The sequence below is a fragment of the Pantoea sp. T14 genome (genome assembly GCF_036663535.1).
Taxonomy (GTDB): domain Bacteria; phylum Pseudomonadota; class Gammaproteobacteria; order Enterobacterales; family Enterobacteriaceae; genus Pantoea; species Pantoea phytostimulans.
Genome location: NZ_JAWUEB010000013.1, coordinates 111,577 through 130,657, shown reverse-complemented (window position 1 = coordinate 130,657; position 19,081 = coordinate 111,577). Strand labels below are relative to the sequence as shown.

Below are 19,081 nucleotides of genomic sequence, written 5' to 3'. Positions count from 1 at the left end.
TTGAGAGCGATGAATACACAACAATTGGCAAAACTGCGTTCTATAGTGCCCGAGATGCGTCGCGTCCGGCACATCCATTTTGTCGGCATCGGCGGTGCTGGCATGGGCGGTATTGCCGAAGTGTTAGCAAATGAAGGCTACCATATCAGCGGTTCTGATCTGGCGCCGAACCCGGTTACGCAGAATCTGGCTGCGCTGGGTGCAACCATCTATTTTAATCATCGCCCGGAAAACGTGACTGATGCCAGCGTCGTCGTGGTCTCCAGCGCGGTATCTCAGGATAATCCAGAGCTGATTGCTGCCCGTGAACAGCGCATCCCCGTGATTCGCCGTGCTGAAATGCTGGCTGAACTGATGCGTTTTCGTCATGGCATTGCTGTAGCGGGTACGCACGGCAAAACCACAACCACAGCAATGGTATCAAGCATTTATGCCGAAGGCGGATTGGATCCTACTTTCGTCAATGGCGGATTAGTTAAAGCAGCAGGAACGCATGCGCGTTTGGGTAGCAGCCGTTACTTGATTGCAGAAGCAGACGAAAGCGATGCGTCGTTTCTACATCTGCAACCCATGGTTGCCATTGTGACCAATATCGAAGCCGATCATATGGATACCTATCAGGGCGACTTCGAGAATTTGAAACAAACTTTTATTAATTTTCTGCATAACCTGCCGTTTTACGGTCGTGCGGTGATGTGTATTGATGACGTCGTTATTCGTGACCTGTTACCCCGTGTAGGACGTCAAATTACGACCTACGGGTTCAGTGATGATGCTGATTTTCGCATTGAGAATTATGAACAACGTGGAGCACAAGGGCATTTCACCTTAGTACGCCAGGACAAGCCGCGCTTGCAAATCACGTTGAATGCACCGGGTCGTCATAATGCGCTCAACGCAGCCGCAGCTGTGGCGGTTGCAAGTGAAGAGGGCGTTGAAGACAACGCTATTCTGGCTGCGCTGGAAAGTTTTCAGGGTACCGGTCGTCGCTTTGATTTATTAGGCGAGTACTCCACTGAGCCGGTCAACGGACACGCGGGCAGCGCCATGCTGGTGGACGATTATGGTCATCATCCCACTGAAGTTGATGCCACGATCAAGGCTGCGCGTGCAGGCTGGCCAGATAAAAAATTGGTCATGATTTTTCAGCCACATCGTTATACGCGTACTCGCGACTTGTTCGACGATTTCGCTAACGTATTGTCACAAGTGGATGTTTTGCTCATGCTGGACGTTTATGCAGCAGGCGAAACGCCGATTCCCGGCGCTGACAGCCGCGCGCTGTGTCGGACCATTCGCGGTCGTGGCAAAGTGGATCCGATTTTAGTGCCGGATCACGATGTACTGCCGGAAATGCTGGCACCGTTGCTTTCAGGTAACGATCTGATCTTGGTACAAGGCGCAGGTAATGTGGGCAAAGTCGCACGTAAATTAGCGGACTGCAAACTGCAACCGGAACGCAAAGCGGAGGACCGTCATGGCTGAGAAAGTTGCTGTATTAATGGGGGGGACTTCAGCAGAGCGTGAAGTCTCGCTGATGTCAGGCAATGCCGTTTTAGCCGGGCTACGTGAAGCGGGCATTGATGCGCACGCTGTTGATACGCGTGATGTGTCGGTATTAAACCTGAAAGATCAGGGCTTCGCCAAAGCGTTTATTGCGCTACATGGTCGTGGTGGTGAAGACGGCACGCTGCAAGCCGTGCTGGAATTTATTGGCCTGCCTTACACCGGCAGCGGCGTGATGGCATCTGCTATCACCATGGACAAATTGCGCACCAAGCTGCTGTGGCAGGGCCGAGGTTTACCTTCTGGCCGCTTCGTCTGGCTGACCCGTCAGCAAATGGATGCAGGTCTTGACGCAGATACCCATGCGGCGATCGCGGCGTTGGGCTTGCCGGTATTTGTTAAACCAAGCTGCGAAGGATCGAGCGTCGGCATCAGTCGCGTAAACGAATTAAGCGCGCTGCCAGCAGCATTAGAAGAAGCGTTTCGACATGACAATGATGTATTAGTTGAGGCTTTTTTAAGCGGCGGTGAATACACCGTAGGTATTGTGGGCGAGCACGTTTTGCCTTCGATACAAATAAAAGCTGCCAGCGAGTTCTATGACTATGAAGCTAAATACATTTCTGACGATACTGAATACTTCTGCCCGAGTGGTTTAAGTGCTGATCGTGAAGCAGAACTGCAGCAATTAGTGTTAGCGGCCTGGCGTGCTTTGGGCTGTAGCGGCTGGGGACGCGTGGATGTAATGGCTGATGGTGAAGGTCGTTTCCATCTATTGGAAATTAACACCTCACCAGGTATGACAAGCCACAGTCTCGTGCCAATGGCAGCGAAGCAGGCAGGAATGACCTTCTCGCAGCTGGTTGCTCGTATTGTGGAGTTGGCCGACTGATATGTCACAGGCGGCGATGAATGCACGTAACCGTGAACGTGAACCGCAAGAGCGTGTACGCTCGGGACGCAGTAACGGAGCCCGACTTTTTGGCATCATATTTTTGCTAATCGTTGTGGGCATTATGGTTTCTGGCGGGCTAGTGGTACTGAAGTGGATGAATGATTCATCACGCTTGCCGCTGTCGAAGCTGGTGGTGACCGGTCAAACGCATTACACCACCCACGATGATATTCGCCAGGCAATTTTATCACTTGGCGCGCCCGGCACGTTTATGTCGCAGGATGTGGACATCTTGCAGCAGCAAATCGAGCGACTACCGTGGATTAAGCAGGTAAGCGTGCGTAAACAGTGGCCAGATGAACTGAAGATTCATTTGACTGAGTACACGCCGGTAGCACGCTGGAATGATTTACATATGGTAGACGCGGATGGCGTCTCCTTCAGCGTACCGGCGAATCACATCGGAAAAGAAACGATGCCGATGTTGTACGGGCCAGAAGGCAGCGAAAAAGAGGTGCTGGCGGGCTACCACAGCATGGACGATGTGCTGAAAGCCCGGAAGTTTACCCTGAAGGTAGCGTCGATGACGGCGCGGCGTTCGTGGCAATTGGTTACCAGTGATGATGTGCGCATTGAACTGGGACGCAGCGACACCATGAAACGTCTGAACCGCTTTATTGAGCTCTACCCGGTGCTACTGCAGCAAGGTCAGAATGAAAGCAAACGTATCAGCTATGTCGATCTGCGATACGACTCTGGCGCTTCTGTGGGATGGACGCCGGTAGTGATGGAGCCACAGGACAGTAATCAGCAACAGAACCAGGCACAGGCTAAACAACAATGATCAAGGCAACGGACAGAAAACTGGTAGTTGGACTCGAAATTGGCACCGCAAAGGTTGCCGCCCTGGTTGGAGAAATTCTGCCCGATGGTATGGTCAATATTATTGGGGTCGGCAGTTGCCCGTCCCGCGGCATGGATAAAGGTGGCGTAAACGACCTTGAATCAGTGGTGAAATGCGTTCAGCGCGCCATTGATCAGGCTGAGTTGATGGCAGATTGCCAGATCTCCTCCGTCTATCTTGCATTATCGGGCAAACATATCAGCTGCCAGAACGAAATCGGGATGGTTCCGATTTCCGAAGAAGAAGTGACTCAGGATGATGTAGAAAATGTGGTGCATACCGCTAAATCGGTTCGCGTACGCGACGAGCATCGCATCCTGCACGTTATTCCTCAGGAATATGCTATCGATTATCAGGAAGGCATTAAAAATCCGGTTGGACTTTCTGGTGTACGTATGCAGGCAAAAGTACACCTGATTACCTGCCATAACGACATGGCAAAAAATATTGTCAAAGCCGTTGAACGTTGTGGCCTGAAAGTTGACCAATTGATTTTTGCCGGATTGGCATCCAGTTTTGCAGTATTAACTGAAGACGAACGTGAGCTAGGGGTCTGTGTTGTCGATATCGGTGGCGGTACAATGGATATCGCGGTGTACACCGGTGGCGCGTTGCGTCATACCAAAGTCATCCCTTATGCAGGGAATGTAGTGACCAGCGATATCGCCTATGCCTTTGGCACTCCGCCAACTGACGCTGAGGCGATTAAAGTCCGGCATGGTTGTGCGCTGGGTTCTATCGTAGGTAAAGATGAGAATGTTGAAGTACCCAGTGTGGGTGGTCGTCCTCCTCGCAGCCTGCAGCGCCAAACGCTGGCCGAGGTGATTGAACCGCGCTACACCGAGCTTTTGAATCTGGTCAATGACGAGATTCTGCAATTACAGGAACAATTACGTCAGCAGGGCGTGAAACATCATCTGGCAGCCGGTATTGTGTTAACAGGTGGTGCCGCGCAAATTGAAGGACTGGCGGCCTGTGCGCAACGCGTATTCCATACGCAGGTACGTATTGGTCAGCCACTGAATATCACTGGTTTGACTGACTATGCGCAGGAATCATATTACTCAACCGCAGTGGGACTGCTGCATTACGGCAAAGAGTCGCACATGAATGGCGATGCAGAGACAGAAAAACGTGCATCGGTGGGAAATTGGTTCAAGCGCATCAATAGTTGGTTGAAAAAAGAGTTTTAATTTTTGATAAAGGAGATCATGCTGGTTTTTTTAGTGATCTCCAGGCGACAGGCACATAACGGAGAGAAATCATGTTTGAACCTATGGAATTAACCAACGACGCGGTGATTAAAGTCATCGGCGTCGGCGGTGGCGGCGGCAACGCCGTAGAACACATGGTACGCGAGCGTATCGAAGGTGTAGAATTCTTCGCTGTTAACACCGACGCGCAAGCGTTGCGTAAAACAGCAGTCGGCCAGACCATCCAGATCGGTAATAACATTACCAAAGGTCTGGGCGCGGGCGCGAACCCGGAAGTGGGCCGCAACTCCGCAGAGGAAGATCGCGAAGCATTGCGTGCTGCGCTGGAAGGGGCAGACATGGTGTTTATCGCTGCCGGTATGGGCGGCGGCACCGGTACCGGTGCTGCGCCAGTTGTGGCTGAAGTGGCCAAAGATTTAGGTATCCTGACGGTTGCTGTGGTGACTAAACCCTTCAATTTTGAAGGCAAAAAGCGCATGGCATTTGCCGAGCAGGGTATTGCTGAGCTTTCAAAACATGTCGATTCACTGATTACTATTCCTAACGACAAGTTGTTGAAAGTATTAGGTCGCGGCATTTCATTGCTGGATGCTTTTGGCGCAGCAAACGATGTGTTGAAAGGCGCGGTTCAGGGTATTGCAGAACTGATTACACGTCCGGGTCTGATGAACGTCGACTTTGCTGACGTACGCACCGTCATGTCTGAAATGGGTTATGCCATGATGGGCTCAGGTGTAGCGTGTGGCGAAGATCGTGCTGAAGAAGCCGCTGAAATGGCGATTTCCAGTCCTCTGCTGGAAGATATCGACCTTTCTGGCGCTCGTGGCGTCCTGGTTAACATTACCGCTGGCTTTGACCTGCGTCTGGATGAGTTCGAAACCGTGGGTAACACCATCCGCGCCTTCGCCTCTGACAACGCGACCGTCGTGATTGGTACGTCATTAGATCCAGAAATGAATGACGAACTGCGCGTCACCGTGGTAGCAACCGGTATCGGCATGGACAAACGTCCTGAAATCACGCTGGTAACGAATAAGCCTGCCAGCCAACCGGTTATGGATCATCGCTATCAGCAGCACGGCATGTCGCCGCTGCCGCAGGAGCAAAAACCGGCTGCGAAAGTGGTTAATGACCAGACTGCGCAATCTAATAAAGAGCCTGACTACCTTGATATTCCTGCGTTTTTACGTAAGCAGGCTGATTAAGAATATCCCTATAATTGGGAATCTCCGCTCTTTGTGCTAAAGTGTCCGCCCGCTGGTAAAGTATACTGGCGGTTGGAAAGGTAATATTGCGAGATAATACGATGATCAAACAAAGGACATTAAAACGTATTGTTCAGGCGACTGGTGTCGGTTTGCATACCGGCAAGAAAGTCACACTGACATTGCGCCCTGCGTCGGCTAATACCGGGGTCATCTATCGTCGCACTGACTTGAATCCACCGGTTGATTTCCCGGCTGATGCAAAATACGTGCGCGACACCATGCTGAGTACTTGCCTGGTGAATGATGAAGGCGTACGTATTTCGACGGTTGAACATTTAAACGCCGCCTTGGCGGGATTGGGTATCGATAACATTATTGTTGAAGTCGATGCGCCAGAAATCCCGATCATGGACGGCAGCGCAGCACCGTTCATCTATTTGCTGATGGATGCAGGTATCGAACAGCTGAACAGCGCGAAAAAATTCGTGCGCGTTAAGCAAACCGTGCGTGTTGAAGATGGTGACAAATGGGCCGAGATTAAGCCGTTTAATGGCTTTTCGCTGGACTTCACCATCGACTTTAAACATCCGGCAATCGACTCCAGCTCTCAGCGTTATCAGATGAACTTTTCTGCTGAAGCGTTTGTTCGCCAAATCAGTCGCGCGCGTACATTTGGCTTTATGCGTGAGATCGAATATCTGCAGTCTAAAGGCCTGTGCCTGGGCGGTAGTTTAGATTGTGCGATAGGTCTGGATGATTTCCGCGTCTTGAATGAAGACGGTCTGCGCTTTGAAGATGAATTCGTTCGTCACAAAATGCTTGATGCAATTGGTGATTTGTTTATGTGCGGCCACAACATCATTGGCGCGTTTACCGCGTTCAAATCAGGCCACGCATTGAATAACAAGTTGCTGCAAGCCGTTTTAGCTAAGCAAGAAGCCTGGGAATGGGCAACTTTCGAAGACGAAGCTGAACTGCCGCTGGCATTCAAAGCACCCAATTTGGTTCTGGCTTAATTACCTCAGAACATCTAAAACGGCTGGCAATGCTGACACCCTCTCCGGTCAGCGGCGTCAGCCGTTTTTTATTGTCTCGCTGTTCTCTCCTGAAGTGCGATGCCGCTCGCAAGTAAATCTCTTAGTTGCTGAATTGCTGAACAATCAAGCGTGTTTTCTCCCAGAGCGACTTTAATCCCAGGTGTGGACATCCCACATTAGTGATACTATCTCAGGCGCTTTTATCGGCTTAACGCCACTGCATTACGCGGTTGGTGATCAGAAAATTGATGCGCAAATCGACTCTTGTGCAATGGAAAGGTTGTGATCGAACTTCTTTTACGCTGGCGACAATTAGGCAGACGCTATTTCTGGCCTCATCTCCTGTTGGGGATGGTGGCGGCCAGTCTTGGCTTGCCGGCGTGTGCACAAAGTTCAGAACTCAACGCATCATCAGAATCACCTGCCAGCAGTTTGTTTATCGGCAATGCTGCCCGATTCGATCATCTTATTCGCCTACAAGAAGCGGCGAGACGCCCAAACTTCACTGTGGATTATTGGCATCAACATGCTATCCGCACCGTGATACGCCATCTCTCTTTTACGTTGACGCCGCAGACGCAGGCTGAAGAGCAGGGTGCGCTACCGCTGGCAGCGCAAAAGCTGGCGTTACTGGATTCGCTTCACGCGTTACTGACTTCACAAACTGCGCTGCATACCGCGCCGCAGATAAACCGTTCTAAACCGCACTCTGCTGCCCAGCCTCATACGTATGTTGAGTGGCACGCTAAAGTAAACGGCATTCGCGCCGGACCTTCCTCATTGTTCTGCTAATCTTTTTGGTTGTTTCACACTTTTAGATTTCGCAGCCCGTGATTACACGGCTGAATTGAGAAAATATTTATTATGTTAATCAAAATGTTGACCAAGGTTTTTGGTAGCAGCAATGATCGTACTTTACGCCGTATGCGTAAGGCTGTTGATGTCATCAACAAGATGGAGCCAGATTTTGAAAAGCTCTCTGATGATGAATTGAAAGCTAAAACTGTATTATTCCGTGAGCGTCTGGCAAAAGGCGAAACGCTGGAAAGCTTAATTCCTGAAGCCTTTGCCACAGTACGTGAAGCGAGTAAGCGCGTATTTGGTATGCGTCACTTTGATGTCCAGCTGATTGGCGGCATGGTGTTGAATGACCGCTGTATCGCGGAAATGCGTACCGGTGAAGGTAAAACGTTGACGGCAACCTTGCCGGCTTATCTGAATGCGTTAACCGGTAAAGGCGTTCACGTGGTCACGGTGAATGACTATCTGGCGCAGCGTGATGCCGAAAATAACCGTCCGCTGTTCGAATTCCTCGGCTTGTCCGTCGGTATTAACATGTCAGGCTTGCCGGCTCATGCTAAACGCGAAGCGTATGCGGCTGACATTACTTACGGCACCAACAACGAATATGGCTTCGATTATCTGCGCGATAACATGGCGTTCAGCCCGGAAGAGCGCGTACAGCGTAAACTGAATTATGCGCTGGTAGATGAAGTGGACTCCATCTTGATCGATGAAGCGCGTACGCCGTTAATTATTTCTGGCCCTGCAGAAGACAGCTCTGAGCTCTACACCAAAGTTAATAAAATCATTCCGCACCTGGTTCGTCAGGATAAAGAAGACACTGAAAATTTCCAGGGCGAAGGTGATTTCTGGGTGGATGAAAAGGCGCGACAGGCGCACATGTCTGAACGTGGTTTAGTCAAAGTGGAAGAGCTTTTGGTTAGCCAAGGCATCATGGATGAGGGCGAGTCTCTGTATTCGCCAACCAATATCATGCTGATGCACCACGTTACCGCTGCGCTTCGTGCCCACGCGCTGTTTACCCGCGATGTAGATTACATTGTGAAAGATGGCGAAGTAGTTATCGTCGATGAGCACACCGGGCGTACCATGCAGGGACGCCGCTGGTCCGACGGCCTGCATCAGGCTATCGAAGCGAAAGAAGGTGTTGATATTCAGAACGAGAACCAGACGCTGGCCTCAATCACTTTCCAGAACTACTTCCGTATCTATGAAAAACTGGCTGGTATGACCGGTACAGCAGATACCGAAGCATTCGAATTTAGCTCAATTTACAAACTAGATACCATTGTCGTACCAACCAACCGCCCAATGGTGCGTAAAGATCTGGCTGATCTGGTCTACATGACTGAGAAAGAGAAGATTGATGCAATCATTGAGGATATCCGTGAGCGTACCGCAAACGGACAGCCTGTATTGGTGGGTACCATCTCCATTGAAAAATCAGAAGTTGTTTCTAATGAACTGACGCGCGCAGGCATTAAACACAACGTGTTGAACGCCAAATTCCACGCCCGCGAAGCAGAAATCGTGGCGCAAGCGGGCCAGCCAGGCGCGGTAACGATCGCCACTAACATGGCGGGTCGTGGTACAGACATTATGCTGGGTGGTAGCTGGCATGCTGAAGTCGCTGAGCTTCAGGATCCAACAGAAGCGCAGATCGAAGAGATTAAAGCCGCATGGCAGATTCGCCACGATGCAGTGCTGACCTCCGGCGGTTTACACATCGTAGGTACAGAGCGTCACGAATCTCGCCGTATCGACAACCAGCTGCGTGGGCGTGCGGGTCGTCAGGGTGATGCGGGTTCATCACGCTTCTATCTGTCGATGGAAGATGCGCTGATGCGTATTTTTGCCTCGGATCGCGTGTCAAACATGATGCGTAAATTAGGCATGAAGCCTGGCGAAGCGATTGAACATCCATGGGTAACAAAAGCGATTGCTAATGCACAGCGCAAAGTAGAAAGCCGCAACTTCGATATTCGTAAGCAACTGTTGGAATATGATGATGTTGCTAACGATCAGCGCCGCGCAATTTACAGCCAACGTAATGAACTGCTTGATGTTTCTGATGTGAGTGAAACCATCAACAGCATTCGTCAGGATGTGTATAAAACCACCATCGACACCTACATTCCACCGCAGTCGCTGGAGGAAATGTGGGATGTCCCTGGTCTGGAAGAGCGTTTACGCACTGATTTCGATCTGGAACTTCCTATCGCTGAATGGTTAGATAAAGAACCCGATCTGCATGAAGAAACGCTGCGCGAACGTATCATGACGCATGCGATGGAAAACTACGCTGCGAAAGAAGAAGTGGTTGGCGCTGAGACAATGCGTAGCTTCGAAAAAGGAGTAATGTTACAGACGCTGGATTCACTGTGGAAAGAGCATCTGGCAGCCATGGATTATCTGCGTCAAGGTATTCATCTACGTGGTTACGCGCAGAAAGATCCTAAGCAAGAATATAAACGCGAATCCTTTGCTATGTTCGCAGCAATGCTGGAGTCACTGAAATATGAAGTGATTAGCACGCTGAGCAAGGTGCAAGTTCGCATGCCGGAAGAAGTTGAAGCGATGGAGCAGCAGCGTCGTGAGGAAGCTGAACGTTTGGCACAGCAGCAGCAGCTTAGCCATGTTGACGATGAAATCTTAGCGAAAGAAGAGCTGGCGCAAGAGAGCGGTGAACGCAAAGTTGGACGTAACGATCCCTGTCCATGCGGCTCGGGCAAAAAATACAAACAGTGTCATGGGCGTCTGGCCTAATAAGCACTGAAAGAAAAAGGAGCCGATGGCTCCTTTTTTTTATCCCTATTTCTGCAACTAACTGTATGCCTTGGCGCTGGATAACAGCAGGTCTTCATTAAGCCTGACGCCATGATAAGGGATAGTGACCAGCAGGCCATCCGGTAATTTGTGGCGTTTTAGCAGGGCGCGGCTTTGAAACAATAACTGGTGATAATTATTATCGCTAATACCGTAAGCGCGCTCATTCCAGACAATTGAGATGATTTGTTGTTTAGAAGTGACTTTCATAAGCAGGCAGTTAAAGAAACGTTTTTGGGCATCGTTTAACGGGATGACAATGTTGCCGGGATGCCATGTCAGCTGATTATGGACACTGTCGAGGGTCAGAATGTCATGAAAAATCACCTGCCGGGCGGAATGTATCTCTCTGGCGGTGTTATGGGCAATGTATGTAAGCATGGGATTAACCGTTGCGCAGTCTAGTGAAACAATAGGTAAGTGCGAGTATTGCTAAACATCTGGAGCAACGTCATTGCGACCTGTCTTGTTTGATTTCATTACAGTGCCTAAAGCGTTTAACTTCCTTTAAGCCATGTTTTAAAATCACGGCTCATTCAGCTAAAACTCTGGGATATCATTCATGAAACACCTGCAGGTCGCGGTAGGTATTATTCGCAACGCCGACAAACAAATTTTCCTGGCCCAGCGTGCAGCGACCTCATATATGGCCAACAAGTGGGAATTCCCCGGTGGCAAAATTGAGGCTGGGGAGAGTGCTGAACAAGGATTGATCCGTGAGTTACTAGAAGAAACCGGTATTGAAGTGACTGAAGCTCAAGCTATTGGTGAAGCGGATCATACCTATGAAGATCTTCGCGTCACGCTACACTTTTTCTTAGTGGAAGGCTGGAAAGGTGAGCCGTGGGGACGAGAAGGGCAACCGCAACGCTGGGTGGAACAGCATGCGCTGGTGGCTGATGAGTTTCCAGCGGCCAATCATCAGTTGATCGCACGCCTGATTGCGGGTGAATTCTAAAAGTGGGGCATTATGCCCCACTTAACGTTAATGCTCTTCTTCGCTCCAGTTATCACTGTCGTTCAAATCGCCGTTACTGGGAATGCGTTTCTCTTCTGCGGCCCATTCCCCTAGATCAATGAGCTGGCAGCGTTTGCTGCAAAAGGGCCGCCACGGGCTCAGCTCGTCCCAAATAACATCTTTGCCACATTGTGGGCATTCCACGGTCATAATTTCTTCTTGCATGTTCACCTCTAACAACAGGCCAGTTGAAAATCGAGTCGAGCAGGCACTTCACCTCGTTCGGCATCAAATGGCATAAAACGGATGGCATAACGGCTTTTATGGCCGGAAACTTGCGGATAAAGCGAATCTTCCAGCAGCAGCTGTAGACGCAGTAAATCTGCGCCTTCGGCATTATCCTGATAAAAACCATTTAGGCTGGTTTGATGGCGAAATGCACCTGACTGGCGAATCAAATCAAGGATCATCGCCAGGCTGCTACGCAATGGCACCAGCGTTTCAAGCCACTCATCAACCTGGGAATTGCGTATTTCCTGCGGCTGATGCAACCAGATATGTAAGCTGGGCAGGTCGAAGCTGCAACAACCGCCAGGAATACTCAGGCGCTGGCGAACCAGTCCAATCAGACGATTTTCACGCAGCTGTTGCCCCATGCGTGGCGCATGCATAAGCTGAGTTGATTGCATTTTCAGCGTATCGCGTAACGAGTCTACCAGCGTCATATCGACGCCCGGTACATCAGCCCATGCCCGTAATTTCAGTTGCTGCCGTTCCAGCTCTTTCAACAGTTCTGTACGCATATCACCGCGTTCAAATATATCCAGCAGTTCGCCAATCAGGCGAAAGAAATTTAGCGCGCTGGTGGTATTGCTGAGCGGCACGCTTTCTAGTAGTTGATTAATAAGGAATTCAACGCGTAGCCAGGTGCGCATTTTTTCATTCAATGGGTGTTCAAAAAGAACGACTGTACTCATGATGTTAATCCTGTTGCGTTGCCGCTAACGCCAGATAGCGTTGATGGAGTTCGGCAACTTGCGGCAGCGCATCTTCCGGTGCGCCGCTATTATCAATGATGTCGTCAGCACAGGCGAGGCGCTGTTGGCGCGTGGCCTGTGCTGCAAGAATATTTTTTGCCTGCTCTAAGGAAATATTATCGCGCAGTTGGGTGCGTTGGAGCTGCGTCGCTTCATCAACATCAACGACTAAAATGCGGTTAGCTTGATGCTGCAACTGATTTTCTACCAGTAGCGGCACCACCCATAAAACGTAAGGCGAGCGGGCTTGAGCCTTAAGCTGCTGCGTTCGGGCATTGATCAATGGGTGTAAGAGACTGTTAAGCCAATGCTTCTCTTCTGGTGACTGAAAAATGATTTCGCGTAAATGTGCGCGAAAAAGAGTGCCTTGCTCAGTTAGCAGCGATTTGCCATGGCGTTCAACTATGGCCTGCAAAGCAGGTGAGCCTGGCTCAACCACCTCACGGGCGATCACATCGGCATCAATAATTGTTACGCCCAGCGCCGCAAAGCCATTAGCAATGGTGCTTTTTCCGCTACCGATACCACCGGTCAGCGCTACGGTATAAGGCATAAGGTTCTCTCAATCACGCTGGTAGACGCTGAATCATCGTTAAGTTCTTTCTCTAAAACGCAAAAATGCGCGGCAGATCACTTTCATGTTTTTCAGCTAAATTTATCGGATTGTAGCTTAAATAAAGTGAAATTCGCAGTCTTGCAGCAGGATGATTAGCGCGTATCATCATTTCACTGGAGCCGTGCTTGCTTCGCGAACTGCGGTTCGTTGCCACTAACCAGGACATTATTTATGCGTATCGAAGAAGATTTGAAACTGGGCTTTAAAGATGTATTGATTCGTCCCAAACGTTCTACGTTGAAGAGTCGTTCTCAGGTTGAACTGGAACGCAACTTCACCTTCAAGCATTCAGGCTTGAGCTGGAGCGGTGTACCGATTATCGCAGCCAATATGGATACCGTAGGGACTTTCCTGATGGCAGAGGCACTGGCCAGTTTCAATATTCTTACCGCCGTTCATAAACACTATAGCGTTGATGATTGGCGTGCCTTCGTTCAACGTGTGCCAGTCTCAATTTTGAATCACATCATGGTCTCAACCGGCACCTCTGATGCCGACCTCAACAAGCTTGTTGCGATCATGGCACTTTCAGATGATCTGCGATTCATCTGTATTGATGTCGCGAACGGTTATTCGGAACACTTTGTCGAATTCTTGAAACGTGCGCGTGAAACCTTTCCGGGCAAAACGATTTGTGCCGGGAACGTGGTAACAGGTGAAATGGTTGAAGAGTTGATACTTTCTGGTGCTGATATCGTTAAAGTCGGTATTGGCCCCGGTTCTGTTTGTACCACTCGTATGAAAACTGGCGTGGGCTACCCGCAGCTTTCTGCAGTGATTGAATGTGCTGACGCCGCGCACGGCTTGAGTGGACAAATTGTTAGTGACGGGGGTTGCGCTGTGCCGGGCGACGTTGCTAAAGCGTTTGGCGGCGGAGCAGACTTCGTCATGTTAGGCGGCATGCTTGCTGCGCATGATGAATGTGAAGGCAGCGTTATAGAAGAGAACGGTGAAAAATTCATGCTGTTTTATGGCATGAGTTCTGAATCTGCTATGAAACGTCATGTTGGCGGTGTAGCGGGTTACCGTGCCGCTGAAGGTAAAACCGTGAAATTACCGCTGCGCGGGCCAGTTGAAGAAACCGCACGCGATATTCTGGGTGGTTTACGTTCAGCCTGCACCTATGTCGGTGCCGAACGGTTGAAAGAGCTGACTAAACGCACCACCTTCATTCGTGTTGCTGAGCAAGAAAATCGCGTATTTAATCGTTGATGTAACGGGGCGCGTTCTCCAGCGCGCCCTAATGCATAGCATCGCCCAGACCAAAAACCGGTAAGTACATGGCAATGACCAGCGTGCCGACAATTCCCCCAATAATGACCATCATCATTGGTTCCAGTGAGGCTGCGAGGCTATCTGCGCGGCTCAATGTTTGATCTTCATGCCATTCAGCCAGACGCGCCAGCATGACATCTAATGCACCAGCCTCTTCGCCAACACGCACCAATTGGCCACACAGTGCGGTAAACAACGGATGATTATCGAGTGCCTGATGCAGTGGCTTTCCTTGCGAAATATGCTGTTGCAGCCTCTCAATGGCTTCGCGCCAGAGCAATGAGGAGAGCGTAACCTGCACAGCCTCCAACCCTTGCAGCAATGTCAGCCCGGCTTGTTGGGTTAGCTGCAAAATCGTGTACACCTGAGTCAGTTGGCTGCCACGCCACAATCCTGCCAATATTGGAATGCGTAAAAGCATACGCTGTTCGTAACGCTGCCAGACGCTTGAACGACGCCGTAACTCTCGCCAACCCAGCAAAATGAACATGAACAGGAATGTCAGCGGTAAGCCCCATGACTGCAAGCCGGTGGAAAGTTGCATGACTGCTGCGGTAAATGCGGGAAGGGGAGCATCAAAGGATGCGTAAACGGAGACAAATTCAGGCAGCACGAAAAGCAGCATCCCACACGAAACCGCGATAGCCACCATTAAAATAAACAGCGGATAACGTAGCGCCTTGATCACTTTACTCCAGAGATGTTGCTGCCGAGCCTGCTGGTGTGCCAATTGCGCGCAACATATATCCAGCTGGCCGGTTAATTCTCCCACCTCCATCAATGCAGGAAAAAGTGGCGGGAAAATCTGCGGCCAGTCACGTAATGCCTGCGAAAAAGGTTCACCCGATAACACACGTTGCTGAAGCGCTACAAGCAAGGCTTGCCAGCCTTTATGCGGATGCCCTTCAGCAAGCAGTATTAATCCTTCTGAAAGGGGCAATCCTGCTTTTAGTAGCGTCGCAAGTTGACGAATCAGATCTATTTTCTGCTGCCATTTCCAGTCGCGCTGGCACCAGACTTTATCTCGCTTCCAGTTGATTGGCAGCAGATCGTTTTCAGTCAGATCCACAAGCAGTCGATCACTATTAAGCGCCAGGCTTTTGCCACTTTGCAGTTCGCCTTTACTGTCGACGGCTTGCCAACTGTACAGACACAGATTAGCCATCGTCGAGTCCTATCACGCGTTGCATTTCCTCTAACGAGGTATCGCCCCGGCTAACGGCTTCGAGTCCTGCCGCCAGCAGCGATCGCATTCCTTGCTGTTTTGCCAATGCCAGCAGGCTATCAAGCGGCATTTCAGCGGCAATAGCGTTCTGAAGCTTGGCCGTAACAGGCAGCAGTTCAAACAGCGCCAGTCGACCAAAATAACCGGAAAAACAGTGATCGCAGCCGGGTGCTCGCCAGGTTTGTAGCGTGCCAGGCCAAAGTTCCGAGGGATAATGCGCGACTGCCTGCGCAGGCTGGCGGCAGTGTGGACATAAGCGCCTGACTAAGCGCTGCGCAACAATCAGGCGCAGCGCAGAGCCCAGCAGGTAGCCAGGAATCCCCATTTGGCGCAATCGCGTCAATGTTTCTGCGGTGGAATTAGTGTGAAGCGTCGATAACACCAAATGTCCGGTTTGTGCCGCCTTAACGGCGATTTCTGCCGTTTCTGCATCACGTATTTCACCCACCATAATGACATCGGGATCCTGACGCAGCAGGGCACGCAACACGCGGTTAAAATCAAGGCCACACTTGGGATTAATCTGCGTCTGATTAATCCCAGGCAGCGGGATCTCAATGGGATCTTCAACGCTGCACACATTTTTCTCTGGCTTATTGAGGGCGCTCAGCCCGCTATACAGCGTAAAAGTTTTACCGCTGCCGGTGGGGCCAGTAACCAAAATCAAACCTTGTGGCTGTGCTAATGCGCTCGTGATAAGGCGTAACTGGGCGGCTGGCAAGCCCAGTTTATCCAGCGACAAAGCGGCATTTTCACTTTGAAGCAGGCGCACGACCGCTTTTTCGCCACGGTTGATGGGTAACGTGGACAAGCGAAAAGAAGCCGGTTTGCCTTCGATCTCCATGCTGAATTGCCCATCTTGCGGTAAGCGACGCTCAGCGATATCTAATCCACCCAAAATTTTCAACCTCGCTAACAGCGCTGCAGGTTGAGTATCTGGCAATGAGGAGAGCGGATGAAGGACGCCATCAATGCGTAACCTGATCCTTAAACCATGCTGCAAAGGTTCAATATGAATATCTGAAGCGCGTCGCTGCAGCGCCTGACGCAAAATCTGCTGCGTGGCTTCAATGGCTGATTCGGTTGGCGTAGCTTCACGGGCAACTAGCGGCTGCTCGGCATGCTGAAACTGATCCATCCGCGCCTGCGGCCAGCACTCAATCTCAATCTGACACTGGCTGGCAAAATGCAGTGCTTCAGCCAAGCCTGAAGGAACCGATTCGGTAACCGCTACGCGTAGCTGTGTCGCATCGTGGTGTAACACAATCGCCTGGTGGCGCTGGCACAGAGAAGTGATTGCATTCTTAGACTTTTTCATCGCCAGCTCCTTTATCCGCGAAGCGGAATTGCGCCAGGCAATTGTCACGCAGGCTGGTATTACTGCTGGTACAGCTACGCTGCCAGTTAAGGCCTCCTTCATTGCTGTCCCAAATCGGTAGCATCTCTACGCTCAAGCCGTTCAGGCTTTCCTGGCCTGACAGCGTAATGACGCCATTGGTTACGCTCAAAGAAGAGACATAGCGCGAGCCTTTGGCAGCAGGAATGCCGCGCTGCCCTGCCTGGCATTGCGTTGGCCCTCCACGTTCGATGGCACAAAGTTCTACCGCCGTTTTATAGGGCACCATGGTTTGCAACATGTCGGTAAGCGCTGCACGTTGCAGATAGTTTTGATAAGCGGGGAGGCCGATGGCGCTGAGGATGGCAACAATGCCCACCACAATCATCAATTCGACCAAGGTAAAACCACGTTGAGCATTCATTGCATGTCTCCTGAATAAGAAGGAGACAGCCTAAAAAATATCGCAGGGTCAGCGACAGCGGTGTCTTTAGCGGATGGATGTTATTACGCAGGCAATCAGTGATGTTGCAGGTAAAAGAGCAGAGCGGTGGAAGCGAGCCCGCAAAATGAGCCGGAACAGGCGTCCGGCTTCGCGGTCTATTTTTGTTGAAAACGCATAGAGAGGTCGAGTGCACGCACGTGTTTAGTCAATGCGCCGACAGAAACATAATCCACGCCGGTTTGGGCGATTTGTGGCAGCGTGGTTTCGGTAACGTTACCCGATACCTCAAGCAGCGAACGGCCATGCGTAATTTTGACGGCTTCACGCATTTCATCAAGGCTGAAATTATCCAGCATGATGATATCGGCTGCGGCGTCCAGCGCCTGGTTCAGTTCGTCTATAGATTCAACTTCGACTTCTACCGGCACATCAGGGTGCAGCCAGAAGGCTTTCTCTACCGCCTGACGAATCGAGCCACTGGCAATAATATGATTTTCTTTGATTAAAAAGGCATCTGACAGACCCAATCGATGATTATTACCGCCGCCGCAAAGTACCGCATATTTCAGCGCAGTACGCAGGCCGGGCAACGTTTTTCGTGTATCCAGCAGTTGTGTTTGGCTGCCTTCCAGCAACTTCACGTAACGGCTGACTTCACTCGCCACGCCTGAAAGCGTTTGGACGAAATTCAGCGCGGTACGCTCAGCAGTCAGTAACAAGCGAGCAGAACCTTCAATTTCGAACAGCAGCTGATCAGGCACCACCGCCTGGCCATCTTCTATATGCCAGGTCAGGGAGACGTGTGAACCCAGCTGGTTAAACACCTCTTCCACCCAGCGTTTACCACAGAAAACACCGGCTTCCCGAGTGATTACTTGTGCATGGGCTTGAGTATCTGCTGGCAAAAGCTGAGCAGTAATATCACGCTCGCTATCGATATCGCCGCCAAGATCTTCCTGCAAAGCACGTGCAACGGCTTCGGGGATATCATTTTCGATGCGCTCAATCAGCGCCTGACGGCGGCTGTCTGGATCATAACGACGCGTAGACATAAGCGTTTTGCTCCAAAAGGGTCAATGAATGTGGCGTTCACAATAGCCTGAAAGGCATATTCATGCCAGCAAGGAGAAGGGTTTTGTTTAGTATCCTTAACTTGCATATTGTCCTGGCCTCAGAATCGACGCATTAAGACGCAAGAAACCCTTAAAATACATGTTATTCTCAGCCAGGTTTGTATAAGGAAATCGGCATGAAAATTGAACAAGGTTGGCTGAGCCATGCGCGTCGGGTGCCCTCGCCACACTGCAACGATCGTCCTGCAGAGGAAGCGCCTTCATTGTTGGTGATTCATAACATCAGCTTACCGCCGGGCGAATTTGGCGGTCCGTGGATTGATCGCCTGTTTACCGGCACCTTGCCTGCGGATGCACATCCTTATTTTGCCGATATTGCGCACCTCCGCGTTGCGGCACATTGCTTGATTCGCCGCGATGGTGAAATTGTTCAATATGTCTCTTTTGATAAGCGCGCCTGGCATGCAGGCGTTTCGCAGTTTAGAGGGCGCGATAACTGCAATGATTATTCGATCGGTATTGAGCTTGAAGGCACCGATGTTGAGCCTTATACCGAAGCACAATATCAATCATTACAGCAGGTAACGCAGTTGCTGATGCAAACGTATCCGCTGACGCCATCGCGGATTACCGGGCACAGTGATATCGCGCCAGAACGTAAAACTGATCCCGGTCCTGCTTTTGACTGGGAATACTATAAGCAGCTGTTAACGCAATAAAAA

General features: G+C 50.6%; 19 protein-coding genes. 11 read left to right on the top strand and 8 right to left on the bottom strand.

Features of this window, described 5'->3' with window-relative positions; all coding sequences use genetic code 11:
- The first annotated feature begins 9 nt into the window (after positions 1-9).
- The 8 genes from murC to secA all read left to right on the top strand — a co-directional run bounded on the left by murC (position 10) and on the right by secA (position 10,334).
- Positions 10-1,485 carry a UDP-N-acetylmuramate--L-alanine ligase gene (gene murC / locus SC127_RS05440; RefSeq protein WP_215847637.1) on the top strand — a complete coding sequence of 492 codons (1,476 nt, stop codon included), beginning with the start codon at positions 10-12 and terminating at the stop codon, positions 1,483-1,485.
- Positions 1,478-2,398, top strand: coding sequence for a D-alanine--D-alanine ligase (locus tag SC127_RS05435; RefSeq protein ID WP_243078598.1), 921 nt, complete (start codon positions 1,478-1,480; stop codon positions 2,396-2,398). The genes murC and SC127_RS05435 overlap by 8 nt, the downstream gene beginning before the upstream one ends.
- Position 2,399: 1 nt before the next feature.
- Positions 2,400-3,245 (top strand): cell division protein FtsQ, encoded by an 846-nt coding sequence (gene ftsQ / locus SC127_RS05430; protein ID WP_215847635.1) that lies wholly within the window; start codon positions 2,400-2,402, stop codon positions 3,243-3,245.
- Positions 3,242-4,498 carry a cell division protein FtsA gene (ftsA, locus tag SC127_RS05425; protein ID WP_215847634.1) on the top strand — a complete coding sequence of 419 codons (1,257 nt, stop codon included), beginning with the start codon at positions 3,242-3,244 and terminating at the stop codon, positions 4,496-4,498. The genes ftsQ and ftsA overlap by 4 nt, the downstream gene beginning before the upstream one ends.
- A gap of 71 nt (positions 4,499-4,569) precedes the next feature.
- Positions 4,570-5,724 carry a cell division protein FtsZ gene (gene ftsZ / locus SC127_RS05420; RefSeq protein WP_215847633.1) on the top strand — a complete coding sequence of 385 codons (1,155 nt, stop codon included), beginning with the start codon at positions 4,570-4,572 and terminating at the stop codon, positions 5,722-5,724.
- Between the two features lie 101 nt (positions 5,725-5,825).
- Positions 5,826-6,743, top strand: coding sequence for a UDP-3-O-acyl-N-acetylglucosamine deacetylase (gene lpxC / locus SC127_RS05415; protein WP_215847632.1), 918 nt, complete (start codon positions 5,826-5,828; stop codon positions 6,741-6,743).
- A gap of 303 nt (positions 6,744-7,046) precedes the next feature.
- A complete protein-coding gene (gene secM / locus SC127_RS05410; protein ID WP_332625648.1) occupies positions 7,047-7,556 on the top strand; it encodes a secA translation cis-regulator SecM in 510 nt (169 codons plus the stop codon).
- Positions 7,557-7,628: 72 nt separating this feature from the next.
- The gene (gene secA / locus SC127_RS05405) at positions 7,629-10,334 is read left to right on the top strand and encodes a preprotein translocase subunit SecA (protein WP_215847630.1); all 2,706 of its coding nucleotides are present in this window, start codon (positions 7,629-7,631) and stop codon (positions 10,332-10,334) included.
- A 57-nt stretch (positions 10,335-10,391) separates the two neighbouring features.
- Here the strand turns inward: secA and SC127_RS05400 are convergent, their stop codons facing one another.
- The gene (locus SC127_RS05400) at positions 10,392-10,775 is read right to left on the bottom strand and encodes a winged helix-turn-helix domain-containing protein (RefSeq protein ID WP_332625645.1); all 384 of its coding nucleotides are present in this window, start codon (positions 10,773-10,775) and stop codon (positions 10,392-10,394) included.
- A gap of 181 nt (positions 10,776-10,956) precedes the next feature.
- On the opposite strand from SC127_RS05400, the gene mutT reads away from it, so the two are divergent.
- The gene (mutT, locus tag SC127_RS05395; protein WP_215847628.1) at positions 10,957-11,352 is read left to right on the top strand and encodes an 8-oxo-dGTP diphosphatase MutT; all 396 of its coding nucleotides are present in this window, start codon (positions 10,957-10,959) and stop codon (positions 11,350-11,352) included.
- Positions 11,353-11,379: 27 nt separating this feature from the next.
- On the opposite strand, the gene yacG is transcribed toward mutT, so the two are convergent.
- Genes yacG through coaE form a run of 3 tightly spaced genes read right to left on the bottom strand, consistent with a single transcriptional unit; the run spans position 11,380 to position 12,942 of the window.
- A complete protein-coding gene (gene yacG / locus SC127_RS05390; protein WP_215847627.1) occupies positions 11,380-11,577 on the bottom strand; it encodes a DNA gyrase inhibitor YacG in 198 nt (65 codons plus the stop codon).
- An 8-nt stretch (positions 11,578-11,585) separates the two neighbouring features.
- Positions 11,586-12,329, bottom strand: coding sequence for a cell division protein ZapD (gene zapD, locus SC127_RS05385; RefSeq protein ID WP_332625642.1), 744 nt, complete (start codon positions 12,327-12,329; stop codon positions 11,586-11,588).
- A gap of 4 nt (positions 12,330-12,333) precedes the next feature.
- Positions 12,334-12,942 (bottom strand): dephospho-CoA kinase, encoded by a 609-nt coding sequence (coaE, locus tag SC127_RS05380; protein WP_243078594.1) that lies wholly within the window; start codon positions 12,940-12,942, stop codon positions 12,334-12,336.
- A 234-nt stretch (positions 12,943-13,176) separates the two neighbouring features.
- On the opposite strand from coaE, the gene SC127_RS05375 reads away from it, so the two are divergent.
- On the top strand, positions 13,177-14,217 hold the full coding sequence (locus SC127_RS05375; protein WP_332625640.1) for a GMP reductase: 1,041 nt from the start codon (positions 13,177-13,179) through the stop codon (positions 14,215-14,217).
- A gap of 28 nt (positions 14,218-14,245) precedes the next feature.
- On the opposite strand, the gene hofC is transcribed toward SC127_RS05375, so the two are convergent.
- The 4 genes from hofC to nadC form a co-directional block, all read right to left on the bottom strand.
- Positions 14,246-15,445, bottom strand: a complete 1,200-nt coding sequence (gene hofC / locus SC127_RS05370; protein WP_243078592.1) for a protein transport protein HofC — start codon at positions 15,443-15,445, stop codon at positions 14,246-14,248.
- Entirely contained in the window at positions 15,438-16,823 is a 1,386-nt protein-coding gene (gspE, locus tag SC127_RS05365; RefSeq protein WP_243078591.1) for a type II secretion system protein GspE, read from the bottom strand. The genes hofC and gspE overlap by 8 nt, the downstream gene beginning before the upstream one ends.
- Positions 16,810-17,265: a prepilin peptidase-dependent pilin gene (gene ppdD / locus SC127_RS05360; RefSeq protein ID WP_243078590.1), complete on the bottom strand. Its 456-nt coding sequence runs from the start codon at positions 17,263-17,265 to the stop codon at positions 16,810-16,812. Before ppdD ends, gspE begins: the two co-directional genes overlap by 14 nt.
- 176 nt (positions 17,266-17,441) lie before the next feature.
- Complete coding sequence (gene nadC, locus SC127_RS05355) at positions 17,442-18,338, bottom strand: carboxylating nicotinate-nucleotide diphosphorylase (protein ID WP_332625637.1); 897 nt, start codon at positions 18,336-18,338, stop codon at positions 17,442-17,444.
- Between the two features lie 197 nt (positions 18,339-18,535).
- Here nadC and ampD point away from each other — a divergent pair, with 197 nt between their 5' ends.
- Positions 18,536-19,078: a 1,6-anhydro-N-acetylmuramyl-L-alanine amidase AmpD gene (gene ampD, locus SC127_RS05350; protein WP_243078588.1), complete on the top strand. Its 543-nt coding sequence runs from the start codon at positions 18,536-18,538 to the stop codon at positions 19,076-19,078.
- The last annotated feature ends 3 nt before the right edge of the window (positions 19,079-19,081 follow it).

What these genes read in the sequence shown, in the direction of transcription:
- secA (WP_215847630.1), top strand. Translation starts at nt 7,629, where the DNA reads ATGTTAATCAAAATGTTGACCAAGGTTTTTGGTAGCAGCAATGATCGT.
- hofC (WP_243078592.1), bottom strand. Translation starts at nt 15,445, where the DNA reads ATGGCTAATCTGTGTCTGTACAGTTGGCAAGCCGTCGACAGTAAAGGC.
- ftsZ (WP_215847633.1), top strand. Translation starts at nt 4,570, where the DNA reads ATGTTTGAACCTATGGAATTAACCAACGACGCGGTGATTAAAGTCATC.
- mutT (WP_215847628.1), top strand. Translation starts at nt 10,957, where the DNA reads ATGAAACACCTGCAGGTCGCGGTAGGTATTATTCGCAACGCCGACAAA.
- gspE (WP_243078591.1), bottom strand. Translation starts at nt 16,823, where the DNA reads ATGAAAAAGTCTAAGAATGCAATCACTTCTCTGTGCCAGCGCCACCAG.
- ftsQ (WP_215847635.1), top strand. Translation starts at nt 2,400, where the DNA reads ATGTCACAGGCGGCGATGAATGCACGTAACCGTGAACGTGAACCGCAA.
- SC127_RS05435 (WP_243078598.1), top strand. Translation starts at nt 1,478, where the DNA reads ATGGCTGAGAAAGTTGCTGTATTAATGGGGGGGACTTCAGCAGAGCGT.
- coaE (WP_243078594.1), bottom strand. Translation starts at nt 12,942, where the DNA reads ATGCCTTATACCGTAGCGCTGACCGGTGGTATCGGTAGCGGAAAAAGC.
- murC (WP_215847637.1), top strand. Translation starts at nt 10, where the DNA reads ATGAATACACAACAATTGGCAAAACTGCGTTCTATAGTGCCCGAGATG.
- ppdD (WP_243078590.1), bottom strand. Translation starts at nt 17,265, where the DNA reads ATGAATGCTCAACGTGGTTTTACCTTGGTCGAATTGATGATTGTGGTG.
- SC127_RS05400 (WP_332625645.1), bottom strand. Translation starts at nt 10,775, where the DNA reads ATGCTTACATACATTGCCCATAACACCGCCAGAGAGATACATTCCGCC.
- zapD (WP_332625642.1), bottom strand. Translation starts at nt 12,329, where the DNA reads ATGAGTACAGTCGTTCTTTTTGAACACCCATTGAATGAAAAAATGCGC.
- ftsA (WP_215847634.1), top strand. Translation starts at nt 3,242, where the DNA reads ATGATCAAGGCAACGGACAGAAAACTGGTAGTTGGACTCGAAATTGGC.
- SC127_RS05375 (WP_332625640.1), top strand. Translation starts at nt 13,177, where the DNA reads ATGCGTATCGAAGAAGATTTGAAACTGGGCTTTAAAGATGTATTGATT.
- yacG (WP_215847627.1), bottom strand. Translation starts at nt 11,577, where the DNA reads ATGCAAGAAGAAATTATGACCGTGGAATGCCCACAATGTGGCAAAGAT.
- nadC (WP_332625637.1), bottom strand. Translation starts at nt 18,338, where the DNA reads ATGTCTACGCGTCGTTATGATCCAGACAGCCGCCGTCAGGCGCTGATT.
- ampD (WP_243078588.1), top strand. Translation starts at nt 18,536, where the DNA reads ATGAAAATTGAACAAGGTTGGCTGAGCCATGCGCGTCGGGTGCCCTCG.
- lpxC (WP_215847632.1), top strand. Translation starts at nt 5,826, where the DNA reads ATGATCAAACAAAGGACATTAAAACGTATTGTTCAGGCGACTGGTGTC.